The 18,636-nt window shown below is 66.4% G+C and carries 17 protein-coding genes; 5 read left to right on the top strand and 12 right to left on the bottom strand.

Going from position 1 to position 18,636, the window contains the following annotated elements; translation table 11 throughout:
* From mrdA to ISF28_RS05785, 4 genes are all read right to left on the bottom strand, one after another.
* On the bottom strand, positions 1-1,986 hold the full coding sequence (gene mrdA, locus ISF28_RS05800) for a penicillin-binding protein 2 (protein WP_198116218.1): 1,986 nt from the start codon (positions 1,984-1,986) through the stop codon (positions 1-3).
* 22 nt (positions 1,987-2,008) lie between these two features.
* Positions 2,009-2,530 carry a rod shape-determining protein MreD gene (gene mreD, locus ISF28_RS05795; RefSeq protein WP_198116217.1) on the bottom strand — a complete coding sequence of 174 codons (522 nt, stop codon included), beginning with the start codon at positions 2,528-2,530 and terminating at the stop codon, positions 2,009-2,011.
* Positions 2,530-3,633 carry a rod shape-determining protein MreC gene (mreC, locus tag ISF28_RS05790; RefSeq protein ID WP_198116216.1) on the bottom strand — a complete coding sequence of 368 codons (1,104 nt, stop codon included), beginning with the start codon at positions 3,631-3,633 and terminating at the stop codon, positions 2,530-2,532. Before mreC ends, mreD begins: the two co-directional genes overlap by 1 nt.
* Positions 3,634-3,770: 137 nt before the next feature.
* Positions 3,771-4,814, bottom strand: coding sequence for a rod shape-determining protein (locus tag ISF28_RS05785; RefSeq protein WP_025511657.1), 1,044 nt, complete (start codon positions 4,812-4,814; stop codon positions 3,771-3,773).
* Between the two features lie 308 nt (positions 4,815-5,122).
* Here ISF28_RS05785 and gatC point away from each other — a divergent pair, with 308 nt between their 5' ends.
* The 3 genes from gatC to gatB all read left to right on the top strand — a co-directional run bounded on the left by gatC (position 5,123) and on the right by gatB (position 8,505).
* Positions 5,123-5,422, top strand: coding sequence for an Asp-tRNA(Asn)/Glu-tRNA(Gln) amidotransferase subunit GatC (gene gatC, locus ISF28_RS05780; protein ID WP_198116215.1), 300 nt, complete (start codon positions 5,123-5,125; stop codon positions 5,420-5,422).
* Positions 5,423-5,447: 25 nt separating this feature from the next.
* Positions 5,448-6,938 (top strand): Asp-tRNA(Asn)/Glu-tRNA(Gln) amidotransferase subunit GatA, encoded by a 1,491-nt coding sequence (gatA, locus tag ISF28_RS05775; RefSeq protein ID WP_198116575.1) that lies wholly within the window; start codon positions 5,448-5,450, stop codon positions 6,936-6,938.
* 73 nt (positions 6,939-7,011) lie between these two features.
* Positions 7,012-8,505 carry an Asp-tRNA(Asn)/Glu-tRNA(Gln) amidotransferase subunit GatB gene (gatB, locus tag ISF28_RS05770; RefSeq protein ID WP_267876945.1) on the top strand — a complete coding sequence of 498 codons (1,494 nt, stop codon included), beginning with the start codon at positions 7,012-7,014 and terminating at the stop codon, positions 8,503-8,505.
* A 289-nt stretch (positions 8,506-8,794) separates the two neighbouring features.
* Here the strand turns inward: gatB and ISF28_RS05765 are convergent, their stop codons facing one another.
* The 5 genes from ISF28_RS05765 to ISF28_RS05745 form a co-directional block, all read right to left on the bottom strand.
* Positions 8,795-10,015 (bottom strand): ABC transporter permease, encoded by a 1,221-nt coding sequence (locus tag ISF28_RS05765; RefSeq protein WP_198116213.1) that lies wholly within the window; start codon positions 10,013-10,015, stop codon positions 8,795-8,797.
* The gene (locus tag ISF28_RS05760) at positions 10,012-10,704 is read right to left on the bottom strand and encodes an ABC transporter ATP-binding protein (protein ID WP_198116212.1); all 693 of its coding nucleotides are present in this window, start codon (positions 10,702-10,704) and stop codon (positions 10,012-10,014) included. The genes ISF28_RS05765 and ISF28_RS05760 overlap by 4 nt, the downstream gene beginning before the upstream one ends.
* The gene (locus ISF28_RS05755) at positions 10,701-11,909 is read right to left on the bottom strand and encodes an efflux RND transporter periplasmic adaptor subunit (RefSeq protein ID WP_198116211.1); all 1,209 of its coding nucleotides are present in this window, start codon (positions 11,907-11,909) and stop codon (positions 10,701-10,703) included. The genes ISF28_RS05760 and ISF28_RS05755 overlap by 4 nt, the downstream gene beginning before the upstream one ends.
* A 4-nt stretch (positions 11,910-11,913) precedes the next feature.
* The gene (locus ISF28_RS05750) at positions 11,914-12,609 is read right to left on the bottom strand and encodes a YIP1 family protein (RefSeq protein WP_198116210.1); all 696 of its coding nucleotides are present in this window, start codon (positions 12,607-12,609) and stop codon (positions 11,914-11,916) included.
* Between the two features lie 200 nt (positions 12,610-12,809).
* A complete protein-coding gene (locus tag ISF28_RS05745; RefSeq protein WP_198116209.1) occupies positions 12,810-13,391 on the bottom strand; it encodes a TetR/AcrR family transcriptional regulator in 582 nt (193 codons plus the stop codon).
* A gap of 107 nt (positions 13,392-13,498) precedes the next feature.
* On the opposite strand from ISF28_RS05745, the gene ISF28_RS05740 reads away from it, so the two are divergent.
* Complete coding sequence (locus tag ISF28_RS05740) at positions 13,499-14,149, top strand: glutathione S-transferase family protein (protein WP_198116208.1); 651 nt, start codon at positions 13,499-13,501, stop codon at positions 14,147-14,149.
* 101 nt (positions 14,150-14,250) lie between these two features.
* The gene (locus ISF28_RS05735) at positions 14,251-16,194 is read left to right on the top strand and encodes an SPFH domain-containing protein (RefSeq protein ID WP_198116207.1); all 1,944 of its coding nucleotides are present in this window, start codon (positions 14,251-14,253) and stop codon (positions 16,192-16,194) included.
* On the opposite strand, the gene ISF28_RS05730 is transcribed toward ISF28_RS05735, so the two are convergent.
* From ISF28_RS05730 to ISF28_RS05720, 3 genes are read right to left on the bottom strand one after another with little or no spacing between them, the layout of a single operon-like run.
* On the bottom strand, positions 16,148-17,632 hold the full coding sequence (locus ISF28_RS05730) for a radical SAM protein (protein WP_198116206.1): 1,485 nt from the start codon (positions 17,630-17,632) through the stop codon (positions 16,148-16,150). The two genes, ISF28_RS05735 and ISF28_RS05730, sit on opposite strands and share 47 nt — an antisense overlap.
* Positions 17,629-18,396 (bottom strand): prolipoprotein diacylglyceryl transferase, encoded by a 768-nt coding sequence (locus ISF28_RS05725; protein WP_198116205.1) that lies wholly within the window; start codon positions 18,394-18,396, stop codon positions 17,629-17,631. The genes ISF28_RS05730 and ISF28_RS05725 overlap by 4 nt, the downstream gene beginning before the upstream one ends.
* A complete protein-coding gene (locus ISF28_RS05720; RefSeq protein ID WP_198116204.1) occupies positions 18,393-18,635 on the bottom strand; it encodes a hypothetical protein in 243 nt (80 codons plus the stop codon). The genes ISF28_RS05725 and ISF28_RS05720 overlap by 4 nt, the downstream gene beginning before the upstream one ends.
* Between the last annotated feature and the right edge of the window lies 1 nt (position 18,636).

Below are 18,636 nucleotides of genomic sequence, written 5' to 3'. Positions count from 1 at the left end.
TCAGTCCTTGTTGCCGGGGGTCTCGCCGCCCGGCTTGAAGTCGGCGCCGGCCGTGGGCGCCACCTGGTCTTCGTCGGCCGGGACCGGGTCGGCGGGCTTCGGCGCCGGCTTGTCGGCCTCGCCCGGACGCTTGCCGAGCAGGTAGTAATCGAGCGCCTTGCGCGCGATCGGCGCCGCCACGGACGCGCCCCAGCCGGCGTTTTCCACGACCAGCGCGAGCGCGATGCGCGGATGGTCGGCCGGCGCGAAGGCGATGAACAGCGCATTGTCGCGCAGGCGTTCCGGCGTCGCCGCCGCATTGTATTTCTGGCCCTTGAGGCCGACCACCTGCGCCGTACCCGTCTTGCCGGCCACGGTGTACGGCACGCCGCGGAACTGCAGAACGGCAGTGCCGGGCGCTTTCGGGTCGGACGTCACGCCGACCATGGCGCGCTTGATGACGTCGATGTTTTCCTGCTTGAGCGGGATGCGGCCGGATTCCTTGGGCACCGTCAGCGTGCGCACGTGGCTGCCGCCGTCCTCGAGCATCTTGACGAGGTGCGGCTTCATGATGACGCCGTCGTTGGCCAAGGTGGCCACCGCGTGCGCCATCTGCAGCGGCGTGTAGCTGTTGAAGCCGTTACCGATGGAGATCGAGATCGTGTCGCCGCCGACCCATTTGCCGGCCCTGGGATTGCGCCTGAAGCGCTCGCGCTTCCACTGCTGCGACGGCAGCACGCCCGTCTTTTCGTGTTCGAGGTCGATGCCCGTCTTTTCGCCGAAGCCGAACGGCTGCATGAAGTCGTGGATGCGGTCGATGCCCATGTCGTTGCCGAGCTGGTAATAATAGACGTCGCAGGACATCGCGATCGAGCGGTACATGTCGATGTAGCCATGGCCGCCCTTCTTGTCGTCGTTGAAGCGGTGGCCGCCCAGCATGAAGAAGCCCGGGTCGTTGATGCCGTAGTCGGGCTTGCGCAGCCCGTATTCGAGCGCGGCCAGCGCCATGTACGGCTTGAACGTCGAACCGGGCGGATACGTGCCGGACAGCGGGCGATTCATCAGCGGCTTGTCGGGCGACGTGTTCAGCTCCGTCCAGCTCTGGGTGTCGATGCCGTCCACGAAGAGGTTGGGGTCGTAGCCGGGTTTCGACACGTAGGCGAGTACGTCGCCCGTCGACGGTTCGATGGCGACCAGCGCGCCGCGGTAATCGCCGAACGCCTGCTCGACGATCTTCTGCAACTCGATGTCGATCGACAGGATCAGCTTGCTGCCCGGGACCGGCGGCGTGCGCGACAAGGTCCGGATGGCGCGGCCGCCGGCCGAACGCTCGACTTCCTCGTAGCCCGTCTGGCCGTGCAGCTGGTGTTCATAGCTTTTTTCCAGGCCTTCCTTGCCGATGTGGTCCGTGCCGTTGTAGTTGGCGGCATCGTCAGAGGCCTCGATGGCCTTGGCCTCGTTCTGGTTGATGCGCCCGATGTAGCCCAGCACGTGCGACGCCACCTCGCCCAGCGGGTACTGGCGGAACAGGCGCGCCTGCACCTCCACGCCGGGGAAGCGGAAACGCTGGGCGGTGAAGCGCGCGACCTCGTCGTCCGTCAGGCGCGTGCGGATCGGGACGCTGGAAAAATTCCGCGATTCTTCCAGCAGGCGCTTGAAACGCTTGCGGTCTTTCGGCTCGATCGTGACGAGCTTGGCCAGCTCGTCGATCACGGAATCCAGGTTCGCTTCCAGCTTGGACGGCGTGATCTCGAGCGTGTAGGCGGAGTAGTTACTGGCCAGGACGACGCCGTTGCGGTCCACGATCAGGCCGCGGTTCGGCACGATGGGGACGAGCGCGATGCGGTTGTCCTCCGCCTGCGCCATGTACTGGTCGTGCTTGACGACCTGCAGCCAGACGAAGCGCGCGACGAGCAGGCCGAAGCAGATGAAGACGAACAGCACCATCGCCGTCAGGCGCATGCGGAACAGGTGGATCTCGCGATCGCTGTCTTTAATCTCGGTCATTCGGGGAGGCGATCAAAATTCTTCAGATCGGACGCGTATGGTCCTTGTCGACGGCGCGGCGCTGCGGCGCCAGCAGCAGCCACGTGATCACGGGCCACAGCGCGACGGCGATCACGCTCTCGATGAACACGAGCGCGCCGGGGAAGCGGCCCGTGACGATGAAACGCACCATCACCTGGATCGCCTGCGTCAGCAGCAGCAGCGGGAACACGTGCATCGCCTGCGTGACGAGCGGGAACCACAGCACGCGGCGGTGGATCATGATCGCCAGGTAGGACAGCAGCGTGTAGGCCAGCGCGTTCTCGCCCAGCAGCGTCGCGTCGTGCACGTCCATCAGGAGGCCCATGCAGAACGCGATGCCGATGCCGACCTTGCGCGGCTGGTGGATGCCCCAGAACACGAGCACCAGCGCGACGAAGTCCGGCGCGCCCACCCAGCGCCCCCAGGGCAGCAGGTTGAGCATGAAGGCGCAGACCAGGCTGAAGGCGATGAACAGCGGGCTGACCGGCAGCAGGATGTAGTGCGGACGGTTCGACGTCGGCATCAGATGCCCTCCTTGGGCCGGGGTGCCGGGTTGGCCGCGGCGGGTGCCGGGGCGCGTACGGCCGGCGCTCCGGCGGCCGGCGGGTGCGCGGCGGGCGCCTGCGTGGCCGGCCGCGCGCCGTTCGCGGTGCCCGCGGCGGGGGCGACGGCCGGCGCCAGCGGGTGCGGCGGCAACGGCGGCGGCGGTACGGGTGCCATGCGCGGCAGGTTCTTCTTCGGCGTGTTGTTGCCGGTGGGCTTGGACGCTTCCTCGGGCGGGCGCGGCGGCAGCGGCTGGTCGGACAGCACGATCAGCAGCTGGCGGTGGCGGTCGATGCCGGCCAGCGGCTGGCACACGACGCGGCCGAACACGCCCTGTGCCACGTTCTCGACCTGGACCACCTTCGCCACCGCGAGACCGGCGGGATAGACGCCGTCCAGGCCGGACGTGACGAGCACGTCGCCGACCTGGATGTCGGCGTTGGGCGCGACGAAACGCAGGTCCAAAAGGCCGGACTGGCCGCGGCCATAGGCCACGCTGCGCAAGCCGTTGCGCAGCACCTGCACGGGGATCGCCTGCTCCTTGTCGGTGAGGAGCGTGACTTCGGACGTGAACGGGAACACGCGCGTGACCTGGCCGACGACGCCGGCGTTGTCGATCACGGGCAGGCCGAGCTTGACGCCGTTGCGGGTACCGCGGTCGAGCACGACGCGGCGCGTGGACGGGTCGCGCGCGTCATACAGGATCTCGCTCATCATCGAGTGCACGGGCAGGTGCGCGCGCGCGTCCATCAGGCGCCGCAGCTGGGCGTTCTCGGCCATCTGGAGCTGCGCTTGCTGCATGACCTGGGCCATGGCGACCTGCTGGCTTTTCAGGTCGCGCACTTCCTTCTGCAGCGCGGAGATCGACGAAAAATACGTGCCCATATTGGCCAGCGCGTCGCGCGGCGCCAGGGCGGCCATCTGGAACGGGTACAGGACCGTTGCCGCCACCTGGCGCACGGCGGTGAGCGCGTGCAGGCGGGCGTCGACCACGAGCAGCGCGATCGAGAGCAGAGCGAACACGGTCACCTTGACCCTTGCGGGGGCGCCTTGCTTGAAAAGCGGCGGAGGACTGTATTCCATGACTTCCAATAATGCGGGGCTAACGTCGCCCGCGTCGATGTCGACGCCCGGCGCCGGATGCGCACAGCGCGAACGGCGCCCGCCGTCCCGGCATCGCCGGGACCGTCACAGGCCTGGTCCGCGCCGCCACTGCCGGGTTACTCGTACGAGAAGATCGAGCCCAGCTTGTCCATGCGCTCGAGCGCCATGCCGGAGCCGCGCACCACGCAGGTGAGCGGATCCTCGGCCACCAGCACCGGCAGGCCCGTCTCTTCCATCAGCAGGCGGTCGAGGTCGCGCAGCAGCGCGCCGCCGCCCGTCAGCATCATGCCCTTCTCGGCGATGTCCGCGCCCAGTTCCGGCGGGGTCTGCTCGAGGGCGTTCTTGACGGCCGAGACGATGTTGTTGAGCGGGTCGGTCAGCGCTTCCAGGATCTCGTTGGACGAGATGGTGAAGGAACGCGGGATGCCTTCCGACAGGTTGCGGCCCTTGACTTCCATCTCCTTGACTTCGGAGCCCGGGAAGGCGGAACCGATGGCCTTCTTGATCGACTCGGCGGTCTGCTCGCCGATCAGCATGCCGTAGTTGCGGCGGATGTAGTTGACGATGGCCTCGTCGAACTTGTCGCCGCCCACGCGCACGGAACCTTTATAGACCATGCCGCCCAGCGAGATGATGCCGACCTCGGTGGTGCCGCCGCCGATGTCGACGACCATCGAACCGGTCGCCTCCGACACCGGCAGGCCGGCGCCGATCGCGGCCGCCATCGGCTCCTCGATCAGGTAGACCTGCGACGCGCCCGCGCCCAGCGCCGATTCGCGGATCGCGCGGCGCTCGACCTGGGTCGAACCGCACGGCACGCAAATGATGATGCGCGGCGACGGACGGAAGAACTTCGAATCGTGCACCATGCGGATGAACTGCTTGAGCATCTGCTCGGTGACGGTGAAGTCGGCGATCACGCCATCCTTCATCGGACGGATGGCTTCGATGTTGCCGGGGACCTTGCCAAGCATTTGCTTGGCTTCCTTGCCGACCGCCTGGATCGTCTTCTTGCCGTTCGGACCGCCTTCCTGGCGGATCGCGACGACCGAAGGCTCGTCCAGCACGATGCCCAGGCCGCGTACGTAGATCAGCGTGTTGGCGGTACCCAGGTCGATGGCCAGGTCGTTCGAGAAATAGCTACGTAAAAAACCAAACATGTGTGTCCTGATATGCGCATCGATGTGCGCCTAACATTAATCGGGGAATCCTCGCCGCGACTGCCGAATCCGCATCGCGGGCTTTTCATGCGTGGTAGCGGGCCGGTTTCGCCCGGAGAACGCATTAGCCCGCCATTCTACCTTATAATTTGCCGATTAAACGCTGAAAAACGGGTGGTTTCATGCCCATATCAGCCTGCGAGATCGACGGTATTAGAAAGCTTTTATCAGCTTTAGCGCGCCGTTGTCCAAATTTCATTGTCTACACACTCATCTTGTGAACGCGGTATCGAACCGCGCCTTTTGCCATGTCCCTGACACTTTCAGACGTAAAACGGATCGCCAACCTGGCCCAGCTCGACATGACTGACGCCCATGCCGAAATCGCCTTGGGCGAGCTGAACGGGATTTTCGCCCTGGCCGAGCAGATGCAAGCCGTCGATACAACGGGTGTTGCGCCGTTGTCTCACCCGCTCGCGGCAAGGCTCCCCCTGCCGCTGCGCTTGCGCGAGGACGTGGTGACGGAAGAAGACCACCGCGCCGACTACCAGGCCCCGGCCCCGGCAACCCAGGACGGCCTGTACCTGGTGCCGAAAGTCATCGAATAACCCGCAGCGAACGTCGACCATCATGATGCATCAAAAAACCATCAAGGAGCTGTCCACGCTCCTGCACTCGAAACAAGTCTCGGCGACGGAGCTGGCGCAGCACTACCTCGACCGCATCGCCGCCAGCCAGCATAACGCGTTCCTGGACGTGAATCCGGAATTGTCGCTGGCGCAAGCCAAGGCCGCCGACGCCCGCATTCGCGAAGGCAATGCCGGCCCGCTGACCGGCATCCCCATCGCCCACAAGGACATCTTCGTCACGCAGGGCTGGCGCTCGACGGCCGCCTCGAAGATGCTGGGCAACTACGTGAGCCCGTTCGACGCCACCGTCGTCACGAAATTCGCGGACGCCGGCATGGTCACCCTGGGCAAGCTGAACTGCGACGAATTCGCGATGGGCTCGTCGAACGAGAACTCCGCGTTCGGTGCCGTCAAGAATCCCTGGGACGCCCTCGCCGTGCCGGGCGGCTCGTCGGGCGGCTCTGCCGCGGCCGTCGCCGCACGGCTGGCGCCCGCCGCGACCGGCACCGACACGGGCGGCTCGATCCGCCAGCCGGCCGCGTTCTGCGGCATCACGGGCATCAAGCCGACGTACGGCCGCGTGTCGCGCTTCGGCATGATCGCGTTCGCCTCGTCGCTCGACCAGGGCGGCCCGATGGCCCGCACGGCCGAGGACTGCGCCCTACTGCTGAACGAGATGGTCGGCTTCGACGAGCGCGACTCGACGAGCCTGACCGCCGAGCAAGGCAATGCGCGCGAAGACTTTACGCGCGACTTGTATCAATCGTCCGGTAGCGCCCCGCTGACCGGCCTGCGCATCGGCGTGCCGAAGGAATATTTTGGTGAAGGCCTGGCCACGGACGTCGAGCAGGCCGTGCGCGCCGCGCTGGACGAATTCGTGAAGCTGGGCGCGACCCTCGTCGACATCTCGCTGCCGAAGACGTCGCTGTCGATCCCCGTGTACTACATCATCGCGCCGGCGGAAGCGTCGTCGAACCTGTCGCGCTTCGACGGCGTGCGCTACGGCTACCGAGCCCCGGAATACGCGGACCTGCAGGACATGTACAAGAAAACGCGCGCGCAAGGCTTCGGCAAGGAAGTTCAGCGCCGCATCATGGTCGGCACGTATGTGCTGTGCCACGGCTACTACGATGCATACTACGTGCAGGCGCAGAAGATCCGCCGCCTGATCGCCGACGACTTCCAGGCCGCGTTCCGCGACCAGTGCGACGTGATCATGGGCCCGGTGGCCCCGAGCGTCGCGTGGGACCTGGGCTCGAAGGCGAACGACCCGGTGGCGAACTACCTGGCCGACATCTTCACCCTGTCGACCAGCCTGGCCGGCCTGCCCGGCATGTCGATCCCGGTCGGATTCGGTGCGGGAGAGAAAAACGCCAAGCGGCCGGTGGGCCTGCAAATCATCGGCAATTACTTTGCCGAGGCGAAGCTGCTGAACATCGCGCACCAGTACCAGCAGGCGACCGATTGGCACAATCGCGCACCGGAAGGTATCTGATACGCATGGTGGGCACGGGGTGCCCACCCTACGGCACCGACATATCGTAGGGTGGGCTCCCCGAGCCCACCAAATGCCGGCACAGAGACATACAAGAGAGAACACTATGCAATGGGAAGTCGTCATCGGTCTTGAGAACCACGTCCAGCTCACGACCAACTCCAAAATCTTCAGCGGCAGCTCGATCAAGTTCGGCGCCGCGCCGAACACGCAGGCCAGTCCCGTGGACCTGGCGCTGCCGGGCGTGCTGCCCGTGATGAACAAGGGCGCCGTCGAACGCGCCATCCGCTTCGGCCTCGCGGTCGGCGCGAAGATCGCGCCGCAATCCGTCTTCGCCCGCAAGAACTACTTTTATCCGGACCTGCCGAAGGGCTACCAGATCAGCCAGTTCGAAGATCCCGTCGTGCAGGGCGGCAGCCTCACGTTCGCGTACGAGAAGGACGGCAAGCTGGAGACGAAGACCGTCAACCTGACCCGCGCCCACCTCGAGGAAGACGCCGGCAAGTCGCTGCACGAGGACTACCACGGCATGAGCGGCATCGACCTGAACCGCGCCGGCACGCCGCTGCTGGAAATCGTCTCCGAGCCGGAGATCCGCAGCGCGGCCGAAGCCGTCGCGTATGCCAAGGCGCTGCACGGCCTCGTGATGTGGCTCGGCGTCTGCGACGGTAATATGCAGGAAGGCTCGTTCCGCTGCGACGTCAACGTGTCCGTGCGCCCCGTCGGCCAGAAGGAATTCGGCACCCGCTGCGAGATCAAGAACCTGAACTCGTTCCGCTTCATGGAAGAAGCGATCCACTACGAAGTGCGGCGCCAGATCGAGCTGATCGAGGACGGCGGCCAGGTCGTGCAGGCCACGCGCCTGTGGGATCCGGACAAGAAGGAAACGCGCCAGATGCGCAGCAAGGAAGACGCGCAGGACTACCGCTACTTCCCCGACCCCGACCTGCCGCCGCTCGTCATCGCGCAGGACTGGATCGATCGCGTGAAGGCCGACATGCCGGAACTGCCGGCCGCGATGCGCGAGCGCTTCATCCGCGACTACGGCCTGCCCGAGTACGACGCGCTGATCCTGACGTCGTCGCAGGCGATGGCGACGTATTACGAAGCCGTCGTCGCCAAGGCCGGCAAGGACAACGCCAAGGCGGCCGCGAACTGGCTGATGGGCGACGTGTCGTCCGCGCTGAACCGTGCCGACGTCGGCATCGAGGCGTCGCCGGTGGAAGCGTCGCAACTTGCCCTGCTGCTGAAACGCATCGCCGACGGCACGATCTCGAACAACGCCGGCAAGAAGGTGTTCAGCCTGATGTGGGAAGCGCAATCGGAAGACGAGCACCTGGCCGACGCGATCATCGAGCGCGAAGGCCTGAAGCAGATCTCGGACACGGGCGCGCTGGAAGCGATCGTCGACGAAGTCCTGGCGGGCAACGCGAAATCGGTCGAGCAGTACAAGGCCGGCAAGGAAGCGGCGATCAACGCGCTGATCGGCCAGTGCATGAAGGCGTCGAAGGGCAAGGCGAACCCGGCGCAGGTCACGGAGCTGCTGAAGAAAAAACTCGCGGCCTGATCCCGGCCTCACCCCAAAAACCGGAGCCCGCTCCGGTTTTTTTTCGCCCGCCCAAATTCGGGGTCAGAGCACAACTTCGGGGTCAGAGCACATTTCGGATCAATGTCCGCACGTAACGATCAGGCCACGAACGCCGATACATGGCGGCGACGAATCCATCGCGATGCGGGCGGACGGGCGAGCGGCGCCTGCCATAAAAGCGTGCCCCAAAGAACATGCCCGAAAAAGTGCTCTGACCCCGAATTTCGCCTGGAATGTGCTCTGACCCCGAATTTTCTGACCCGAATTTTTATTCGTAGCGGAGCGCCTCGATCGGGTCCAGGCGCGCGGCCTGGCTGGCCGGCACGACGCCGAACACGACGCCCACCGAGCCCGAAAACAGCACGGACAGCGCCACCGCCCACCACGGCACGACCGCCGGCGGGAAGTCGGGGATCATGGCGGCGATCGCCACGCCCAGCCCGTAGCCGATCACGAGGCCCAGCAAGCCGCCCAGCAACGACAAGGTGACGGCCTCGATCAGGAATTGCAGCAGGATGTCGCGGCTGCGCGCGCCGATCGCCTTGCAGATGCCGATCTCGCGCGTGCGCTCCTTCACCGACACCAGCATGATGTTCATGATGCCGATCCCGCCCACCAGCAGCGCGATGCCGACCACGCCGCCCATCACCAGGGTCACCCTGCTGCTCAAATTGTCGAAGGACTTCGCGATCTGGTCGGCCGACTCGATCTCGAAATCGTCCGCATCGTCCGCCTTGAGACGATGGGCCAGGCGCATGACCATGCGGATGTGGCTGCGTGTGGCGTCCAGCTGGCCCAGGTCGCGCACGGCGACCGTGATCGTCAGCTGCGGACGCGTGTTGTTGCCGATGATGCTTTGGCCGGTCTTGAACGGGATGATCATGTAGTTATCCCGGGACATGCCGAAGATCTCACCCTGCTTCTCCATCACGCCGACGATCTTGAACCACTCGTTCGCGTACAGGACGAATTGGCCGACCGGGTTCGGCGGCAGGTGCAGGTCCTCGATCAGCTTCTCGCCGATCACGGCCACGCGGCGCGCGCCGACGTCGTCGGAATCGCTCAGGAACCGTCCCAGGCGCGCATAGCGTCCGTTCACTTCCTGGTAGCTGGCCGACGTGGCGAGCACCTGGGCCGTGGCGGACATGCCCGTGAAGCGCACTTCGGAAAAGCCGGGCATGAAGACGGGACTGAGGTTGCTGATGCCGTCCACGCGCAGGCGCAGCTGCTCCACGTCCTCGAAGCGCAGGTAGTTCAGCTTGCCGCGCATGAAGTCTTTGTACTCGTTGTGCGCCTTCACCGTCAGGCTGTTGCCACCCAGGCCCTCGAACTGGTCGCTGACGCTCTTGGACAGGCCCTGGATCAGCGAGATCACGGTGATCACGGACGCCACGCCGATGACGATGCCGAGCGACGTAAGAAAGCTGCGCAGCCGGTGCGCGCGGATGGACGCCAGCGCCGAGCGCAGGCTTTCGAGGAACAGGTTCATGCCGGGCTCCCCGCTACGTTTGCCGTGTCGGACACGATCCGCCCGTCGCGCAATCGCACGACGCGCTGGCACTGCTCTGCGATCTCGGGCTCGTGGGTCACCATCACGACCGTCTGCCCGCCCGCGTGCAGTTCGCGGATCAGTGCCAGGATCTCCTCGCTGGTGGCGGAATCGAGGTTCCCCGTCGGCTCGTCGGCCAGCAGAATGGCCGGCTTGCCCACGAGCGCGCGCGCGATCGCCACGCGCTGGCGCTGGCCGCCGGACAGCTCGTTCGGCCGGTGGTGCAGCCGCTCGCCCAGGCCCACGCGCTGCAACGCCTGTTCCGCCAGCGCCAGGCGCTCGCGCAGCGGGATCCCGCGGTAGATCAGCGGCTGCGCCACGTTGTCGAGCGCGCTCGCGCGGGGCAGCAAATGAAAACTCTGGAAGATGAAGCCGATCTCCTCGTTGCGCACCTGCGCCAGCTCGTCGCCGGACATGGTCGCGACCTCGCGGCCGTTGAGCCAGTACGCGCCGCTGCTGGGCCGGTCCAGGCAGCCGACGATGTTCATCAGGGTCGACTTGCCGGAGCCGGAGGCGCCGATGAACGCCACGAATTCATTGGCCCGGATGTGCAGGTCGATCCCCTGCAGCGCATGCACGGTCTGGTCGCCCATCGTGTACTGCCGCGTCACGCCTTCCAGCCGGATCACGGGCGCGCTCCATCGGCCACCTTGACCTCCGTCTTCTTCGCCGTCACCGCGTCGCCGTCGTGCAGTTCGCGCAGCAGGCGCGCCGGGCCCACGGCGATCGTCTGGCCGGCCGCGAGACCCTTCGTCACTTCCTGGTTGGCGTCGTCGGACAGCCCCAGTTCCACCGTCGTCTTTTTCACTGTCCCGTCCTGCACGACGAACACGTAGCTCGTGTTTTTGACCTTGTCCTTGGCGCCGGGGACTTCCTCGCTCAACACGGCCTGGATCGGCACCGCGGCACGGGACGCACCGTTGCCGACGACGATCTCGACGCGGCACGTCATCCCGGAACGCAGCGCCAGCCTGGTGTCGTCCAGGCGCAGCTTGACGACGTAGCTGCGGCCCTGCACCGCTGCGCCAAACGTGACCTTGGGCGCCATCGCCACGCTCTCGACGCGGCCCGTCACCGGCTGGTCGGGGAACGCGGCCGGATAGACCTTGGCCTGCTGGCCGACGGCCACGCGCGCGATGTCCGCTTCGTCCACGTTCACTTCGGCCATGATGGAACCGACGTCGGCGATCGTCATCAGCGACGATCCGGCGATGCCGGTCGCGCTGGCGACGGCGGTCTCGCCGATCTTGATCGGCACCGCGGTCACGGTGCCGTCGATGGGCGCGCGCACCTCGGTCTTGGCCAGATGCTCGCGCGACTGCGACAGCAGAGCGCTGGCCTGCTCAAGCGTCTCGCGGCTGGCGCGCAGTTCCACCTTGGCCAGGTCCACCTGGTGCACGGCGTCGTCGTATTTCGAGATGTCGATGTACTTCGCCTTGTACAGCTGGCCCGTGCGGTCCAGGTTGCGCTGCTGGTTGGCGAGGTTGATCTGGGCGCGCTCGATCGCGATCGCGGCGTTGCGCCGGTTGGCTTCCTGCTGCGCGACCTCGGCCTGGTACACGGTCGGATCGAGCCGCAACAGGATCTGCCCGCGCTTCACCTGGTCGCCCTCCTGGACCAGCACGCCGGCCACCTTGCCGATCACCTCGGCCGACAACTGCACCTCCTGGCGGAACACGAGGTTGCCCGTGGCGAGGATGGCCGGATGGATCGCCAGCTTCTGCACGGTCGCCAGCTCGGCCTCGCGGCCGGCCTGCTTGTGCGCGAACTTGATCGCCACCGGCACGACAAAGAACGCCGCGACGACGGCCGCGCCTATCGCTTTCTTGTTCATGCGCTTACCCGATGAAGACGATCTTGGCGGCCCAGATGCCGTAGATGATCGCGTACGGCAGGACGGCGACCGTCACGCAGGCGCCCGTCGAACGGCCGGTCCAGACCTTGAAGCCGATCGCGGTCAGCGCGATGCTCCACAGCGACGTGAGGTCGAGACTATTGACGAACGTCGCCCACGGGCTGGACGCGGACAGGTGCAGCACCAGATAGTTGAGCGACACCATGTTCATGTCGTCCGGCGCGAGACGGCCGCCCGACGTCATGATCTGCAGGGCCGACAGCGGCACCGTCAGCAGGCGCGGGATGCCGGTCCAGACCGCAAAGCCGAACCACTTGCCGTAGCCGATGCCGGAACCCATTACCTTGCCCGCCAACAGGTAGTACACCGCGTTCAGGGCGCACAGGAGCGGCGTGCCCAGCACGGCGCCGATGCCCGAGTTCCACATCATCCTCTTCGGGGTCAGGAAGTGTTCCATCGCGGCCCGCACTTCCGGCTTGACGGCGCCTTGCGTGGACAGCATGTGCTCGCGGAGCCAGGCGAAATCGATCGTCGAGACGTACCAGTAGCTGACGGCCAGCGTCAGCAGCACCGTCACCAGCAGCGGCACCCATGGGCGCGGCTTGTCCTTCAGCCGTGCGAAAGTGGGCGACGGCGCGAGGATGACGTTGCCGATGTCGAAAAATGCCTGCGTGGCCATGGTTAAGACTCCCTAGTTGTTGTCTCTGGGCAGCACCTGCTGCTCAGTTGCCACGTAGTCTAGGGGATTTGCGCTGCTGAAAACTCACCAATTGTCATTCCAAACTACGGATGCGGCCGCGCCAACCTCGTCTTCACTCTGTGGACGCGCGCGCCGTTTACGCCGCCATTGCGCGCCACGCCCAACTTTATACACGGCGTTTACATCGGCTCGAGCAGCGCCAGCGCCTGCTCGCGCGCCGCCGCCCGCAACGATGCGCGCAACGCCGCGTCGTCCGTCGTGCGCGCCAGGACCATCCCGCCCACGCACAGCGCCACGATGGCCTGCGCCCGCTGGTCGCCGTCGGGCGCGTGCGCGAGCGCGCCCGCGTACACGTGCACGAGATTGCGGATCAGCTGCGTGTACGCCTTCTGCGGCGACAGCCCCGCGCGCGCCACGTCGCCCGGCAGCGCGTACAACGGACAATGCGCGTCGATGTCGTCGAACACCTCGTCGCTCAGGTAGATATCGACCAGCATGCGCGCCAGCTCGCGCGGCGCGGGCGGCGGCGTGTCGCGTAAATCGGACCGGAACGGATTGCACGTGCTGAAGCTGGCGACGGCCGCCGCGTACAGCTCGTCCTTGCTGTCGAAATGATGATAGAAGCCGCCGCGCGTGAGGCCGGCCTCGGACATCACGCGGTCGATCGACACCTGTTCGAAGCCGTGGCGGTTGAACAGCCGGCGCGCCGCGTGCACGATGCGTTCGCGGGTCCTGGCCTTGTGTTCGCTACTGTAGGGCATCTCGGTCTCCTTTCGAGAACGGCATTATGCGCGCATCCACATTATGTTCTTGAACATATTTTGTGTCCGCGTATTCTGGTCTCCATTCACGACAAGGAGACGACACCATGTACACCCTGACCACCTTCCGTTCCGTTCCGCCGTTCGCCGTCGGCCACGTGCGCGACCTGCGCGTGCGCTGGGCCCTCGAAGAAGCCGGCCAACCGTACGACGTGCGCCTGATCGGCTTCGAGGAGAAGGAGTCGCCCGCCTACCGCAGCGAGCAGCCGTTCGCCCAGGTGCCGGTACTGCGGGACGGCGACCTGACGCTGTTCGAGACCGGCGCGATCCTGCTGCACCTGGGCGAACGCTTTCCCGTCCTGCTGCCGCGCGGGCCTTCAGCGCGCGCGCACGCCACGATGTGGGTGTTCGCCGCCTTGAACTCGGTCGAGCCCTACCTGGGGAACCTCGCCAACCTCGTCGCGTTTTCCATGGACCAGCCCTGGGCCGCCGCGCAGCGCCCCGTGCTGGAAGAGATCGCGCTGAAACGCCTGGGACAAGTGGATGCCTGGCTGGAAGGCCGCGATTACCTGGCCGGGGATTTCAGCGTGGCGGACATCCTCATGACGACCGTCGTGCGCCTGCTCGACGGCATGGGCTACGTCGAGCGCTTCGCACGCCTCGCGGCCTGGCGCGAGCGCTGCACGTCCCGCCCCGCCTTCCGCAAGGCGCTGGCGGCCCAGGTGGCGCAGTACGCGCAGGAAGCCACGGCGGCCTGAGTTTTTACGGGGCCGTTGCGCACGGCCCCGATCTTTATACACCGCGTTTACGCGCTTCCCGGCTACGCTGATCTCGTCATCAATCGTCGAAAGGACGTCATATGTTCGAGATACTCGCCGTCGCGGCCGCGGTGCTGTGCGCCGCCGCCATCCTGGTCTTCGTACGCAGCTGCGTGGTCTACATCCCCAACGACAAGATCGGGATCGTGGAAAAGAAATGGTCCGGGCGCGGATCGGTGCACGCCGGCTTCATCGCGCTGCAGGGCGAAGCCGGATTCCAGCCGGACGTGCTGCGCGGCGGCTTTCACTTCTTCGCGCCGTTCCAGTTCCGCGTGCACCGCGAAAACCTGGTGACCATCCAGCAGGGCACCCTCGCCTACGTGTTCGCACGCGACGGCCTGCCGATGGCGCCGAGCCAGAACCTCGGCTGCAACAAGGCCGCCAACGATTTCACCGACGTCGCCGCGTTCCTCGCGCAAGGCGGCCAGAAAGGCCTGCAGCGCAAGATCCTGCGCGAGGGCACGTACGCCATCAACCTCGCGCAATTCGTCGTGCTGGCCGAGGACCGCGTGTACGCGCTGCCGCTGCCGGGCGACGCCGACGTCGACGCCAAGGGCGGCATCGGCGGCATCCTGGCGGCGGTCCACGACGACCTCGTCGCGCGCGGCGGCTTCCGCCCGCTCGTGATCCGCGAAGACAAGCTGGCCGTCGTCACGACGCACGAGGGCCAGTCGCTGCCGGAAGGGACGATCGTGGCGCCCGTCGTCGGCGCCGATCCGGCCGACGCGGCGCGCTACCACCACGATTTCCAGAACCCGGAAACGTTCATCGACGCCGGCGGCTACAAGGGACGCCAGCTGCAAGTACTCGTCGAAGGCACGTACTACCTGAACGCACGCTTCGCGTCCTGGGAAATCGTGCCCAAGACCGAGGTGCCCGTCGGCTTCGTCGGTGTCGTCGTGTCGTACACGGGCAAGGCCGGCACGGACCTCACGGGCGAGGATTACCGCCACGGTGAACTGGTCGGCGCCGACGAAAAGGGCGTGCAGGCGACGCCGCTGCTGCCGGGGAAATACGCGCTGAACCCGTACGCGAAACGCGTGATCGAGGTGCCGACGACGAACTTCATCCTGAAATGGCAGGCCGGCGCCGTCGGCTCGCACGAGCTGGACAAGCATCTGTCCGAAGTGTCGCTGATCACGAAGGACGCGTTCGAGCCGGACCTGCCGCTGTCCGTCGTCGTCAACATCGACTACAAGATGGCGCCGCTCGTGATCCAGCGCTTCGGCGACATCCGCAAGCTGGTCGAGCAGACGCTCGATCCGATGGTGGCCGCGTACTTCAAGAACGTCGGCCAGCGCAAGACCCTGATCGAGCTGCTGCAGGAGCGCTCGGATATCCAGGAACGCGCGATGGCGGAAATGCGCCGCAATTTCGAAGGCTATAACCTGACGCTGAACGAAGTCCTGATCGGCACGCCGCGCGCCAAGCAAGGCGACACGCAGATCGAGACGATCCTGCGCCAGCTGCGCGAACGCCAGGTGTCGCGCGAGCAGCTGGAGACCTATCGCACCAAGGAAGCGGCGGCGCAGCAGGAACGCGTGCTGCGCGAAGCGGAGGCGCGCGCCAAGCAGCAGACGTCGATCACGGAATCGGAACTCGCGGTGCGCATCGCCGAGAACCAGGGCAGCGCGGCCGTGCAGAAGGCCATCAAGGCGGCCGAGGAAGCGCGCCAGAACGCGGCCGGCGCGGCCGACGCCAAGCGCCGGCTGGCCGAGGCGGAAGCGTTCCAGCTGGAAGCCGTCGGCCAGGCCCAGGCCAAGGCGACGGAGCTGAACGTGGCCGCGTACGGCGGCCCGGAACTGCAGTTCCAGCAGACCGTGCTGCTGCGCTTCGCCGAAGCGATCGAACGGGGCCAGGTGGCGCTCGTGCCGTCGATCCAGGTGGGATCAAGCGACGGCCGCGGCACGGCGCTGGACGCGTTCCTGGCGATGGCCGTCAAGCAGCAGATGGCGGCGCCGGCGCCGGCACCAGCGGTATCGTAGGCCGTTCTCTCCGGCGGGCGAAATCGGCCGCGATGGCGGCGCGGATGCCGTCCAGCCGGCGGCCGTCGCGGTACAGCAGGTTGTGGCTTTCGAACGGCACGAGGCGCCCGTCCGGCAGCGCGAAGTGGATGCACGATTTCTTCAGCGCGCGCACGTCGAGCGAATACGCATCCATGAACTGCACGATCAGCACGCGGAACACATTGTCGTAGCGCAGCGCCGACGGCGCGCTGATCAAGGGCAGGCAGCACATCAGCTCCGACAGGCAGTTGGCCTGCGATTCGGGCGAGTGGTTGGTGGAGAACAGCTGGAAGATCCGGTCCTTCACGACGCCGTGCAGGCTCGGGTCGCGCTCGAACACGATGGTGTTGCCGCTGCCCTCGACGAGCGTTTGCGGATCGAGCCAGCGCGTGAGCGGTACGGTGCCCTCGTCCGTCTTGATCGCGTAGGCCATCGCCAAGGTGTCGGGATTGCAGGGCACCGGCACCACGTCTTCCAGCGTGAACAGGCGGCTCTGTTCGGCAATGCGGCGGCGGATCTCGGACACCGTCAGCCGGTGCAGGCGCGGATCGTAGTCTTCCACGCGGCCGGCGTCCTGGATGGGCTGCAGGGTCACGCCGCGCACGCAGGGCTGCTGCAGGGCGAAGTCGATGATCGCGCCGATCTCGCCGTCGTTCAGGCCCTTCTTGAGCGTGACGACGAGCGTCGTCGACAGGCCGGCCTCGTTCAGGTGGTCGAGGGCCTGGCGGCGGATGCGCGCGAGGTCGGCGCCGCGCAGCTCGCGGTGGACCTCGGCGCGCAGCGAATCGAACTGCAGGTAGACCTCGACACCGGGCGCATAGCCGGCCAGGCGCGCGACGAAATCCTTGTCCTGCGCGAGCACGATGCCGTTCGTGTTCACCATCACATGCCGGATCGGGCGCGCCTTGGCGGCGTCGAGGATGTCCCAGAACTGCGGGTGCAGCGTGGGTTCGCCGCCGGACAGCTGCATCACGTCGGCCTCGCCCTCGTTGGCGACGATGGCGTCGAGCATGCGGATCACCTCTTCCAGCGGACGATGGCGGTCGCGGTGCGTGCCGCTCTCGGCGTAACACACGGGGCAGTTCAGGTTGCAGTTGTCCGTGATCTCGACGATCGACAAGCAGGAATGCTGCATGTGGTCTGGACACAGGCCGCAGTCGTAGGGGCAGCCGTATTCCATCTTGGTGTTGAATTGCCGCGGCATCTCCGGATGCTTGATGAAGACTTCGCGGCACAGGCGGTAGTACGCGACGTCGTCGCTGACGAGCACGCGTTCAAGGCCGTGCGCGCCGCACCACTTGTCCATGTAGACCTTGTCGTCCTTGAACACGATCTTCGCTTCGACCGGGTGCAGGCAGGTCGAACAGACGGACGTCGTCGTGTCGTAGAACAGGTAGGGGCGGGATTTGCGGGTCATGGCTGCTCCTTGCGCACGCGGACAACCTCTCGGCATTGAATGAACACGAAAGGCAGATAGCACGCAAATGCCGCCACGCACACCCACTGGATGCCGGACAACCCGAGCGCATACGCATACGGGACCGGCTTGATGCCGTCGACGGCGAGCCGCCAGGCGAGATACGCCGCAAGGTACAGCTTGAATGCGAGGCCGGGACTGCGCGCGAGCGGCGCGCGGGCGCGCCACAACAGGGCACCCGCGGCCAGCACGAACACCATGTCGTAAATCTGCGTGGGATGGCGCGGGATGCCGTCGCCGAAATCGACGCCCCACGGCAGCGCGGTCGGCACGCCGTAGGTGCCGTCTTGCAGGCCCGCGAGGAAGCAGCCGACGCGGCCGACGACCGTGCCGGCGACGAGGGGCAGGATGAACTGGTCGCCCGTCGAGCCGCGGATGCCGGCGAACTTCTTGGCGATCTCCACGCCGAGCAGGCCGCCCAGAAGACCGCCGACGATGGACTGGCCCGATGCGATCAGGCGCCAATCCGGGACCACGCCTCGCCACAGGTGCGGCATCTCGATCCAGAACACGAGCTTGTTGCCGATGCCGGCGCCGAGGATGCAGCCGACGACGACGGCGAAGGAGCCGGGCTGCAGCAGCGCGGGCTGGCCGGCGCGCCGGCGCTGCCAACGATACAGCTGCACGCCGCCGGCCAGGGCCAGCCATTCGAACGCGAGGTGAACCGACTGCGCTGCCGCGGCGGGAAGCACGGGGCCGTTCATCGATCGCCCGGCGGGCGCTTGCGCCACAGGTCGGCGACCGCCAGCCAGCAGATCCAGGCGATGCCGAGTCCGACGAGGCCGAACCCGATCAGCATCGGAGCGAAATCACTGCCCTCTCCCCGCGGACCGAACACGCCGGCCAGGCCGCCGAAGGTCCCATAGGCGCCGCAGACGCCGAAGCCCACCAGCATCACGCTCAGGATGACGGTGAGAAGGCCCCGTGCGAATTTGTTCAGCATG

It is taken from the genome of Massilia rhizosphaerae (assembly GCF_016093545.1).
Lineage (GTDB): Bacteria > Pseudomonadota > Gammaproteobacteria > Burkholderiales > Burkholderiaceae_D > Telluria > Telluria rhizosphaerae.
Note: the sequence above shows the minus strand (reverse complement) of the source record. Positions and strands in the feature narration are given on the sequence as shown.

What these genes read in the sequence shown, in the direction of transcription:
- mrdA (WP_198116218.1), bottom strand. Translation starts at nt 1,986, where the DNA reads ATGACCGAGATTAAAGACAGCGATCGCGAGATCCACCTGTTCCGCATG.
- mreD (WP_198116217.1), bottom strand. Translation starts at nt 2,530, where the DNA reads ATGCCGACGTCGAACCGTCCGCACTACATCCTGCTGCCGGTCAGCCCG.
- mreC (WP_198116216.1), bottom strand. Translation starts at nt 3,633, where the DNA reads ATGGAATACAGTCCTCCGCCGCTTTTCAAGCAAGGCGCCCCCGCAAGG.
- ISF28_RS05785 (WP_025511657.1), bottom strand. Translation starts at nt 4,814, where the DNA reads ATGTTTGGTTTTTTACGTAGCTATTTCTCGAACGACCTGGCCATCGAC.
- gatC (WP_198116215.1), top strand. Translation starts at nt 5,123, where the DNA reads ATGTCCCTGACACTTTCAGACGTAAAACGGATCGCCAACCTGGCCCAG.
- gatA (WP_198116575.1), top strand. Translation starts at nt 5,448, where the DNA reads ATGCATCAAAAAACCATCAAGGAGCTGTCCACGCTCCTGCACTCGAAA.
- gatB (WP_267876945.1), top strand. Translation starts at nt 7,012, where the DNA reads ATGCCGGCACAGAGACATACAAGAGAGAACACTATGCAATGGGAAGTC.
- ISF28_RS05765 (WP_198116213.1), bottom strand. Translation starts at nt 10,015, where the DNA reads ATGAACCTGTTCCTCGAAAGCCTGCGCTCGGCGCTGGCGTCCATCCGC.
- ISF28_RS05755 (WP_198116211.1), bottom strand. Translation starts at nt 11,909, where the DNA reads ATGAACAAGAAAGCGATAGGCGCGGCCGTCGTCGCGGCGTTCTTTGTC.
- ISF28_RS05750 (WP_198116210.1), bottom strand. Translation starts at nt 12,609, where the DNA reads ATGGCCACGCAGGCATTTTTCGACATCGGCAACGTCATCCTCGCGCCG.
- ISF28_RS05745 (WP_198116209.1), bottom strand. Translation starts at nt 13,391, where the DNA reads ATGCCCTACAGTAGCGAACACAAGGCCAGGACCCGCGAACGCATCGTG.
- ISF28_RS05740 (WP_198116208.1), top strand. Translation starts at nt 13,499, where the DNA reads ATGTACACCCTGACCACCTTCCGTTCCGTTCCGCCGTTCGCCGTCGGC.
- ISF28_RS05735 (WP_198116207.1), top strand. Translation starts at nt 14,251, where the DNA reads ATGTTCGAGATACTCGCCGTCGCGGCCGCGGTGCTGTGCGCCGCCGCC.
- ISF28_RS05730 (WP_198116206.1), bottom strand. Translation starts at nt 17,632, where the DNA reads ATGACCCGCAAATCCCGCCCCTACCTGTTCTACGACACGACGACGTCC.
- ISF28_RS05725 (WP_198116205.1), bottom strand. Translation starts at nt 18,396, where the DNA reads ATGAACGGCCCCGTGCTTCCCGCCGCGGCAGCGCAGTCGGTTCACCTC.
- ISF28_RS05720 (WP_198116204.1), bottom strand. Translation starts at nt 18,635, where the DNA reads ATGCTGAACAAATTCGCACGGGGCCTTCTCACCGTCATCCTGAGCGTG.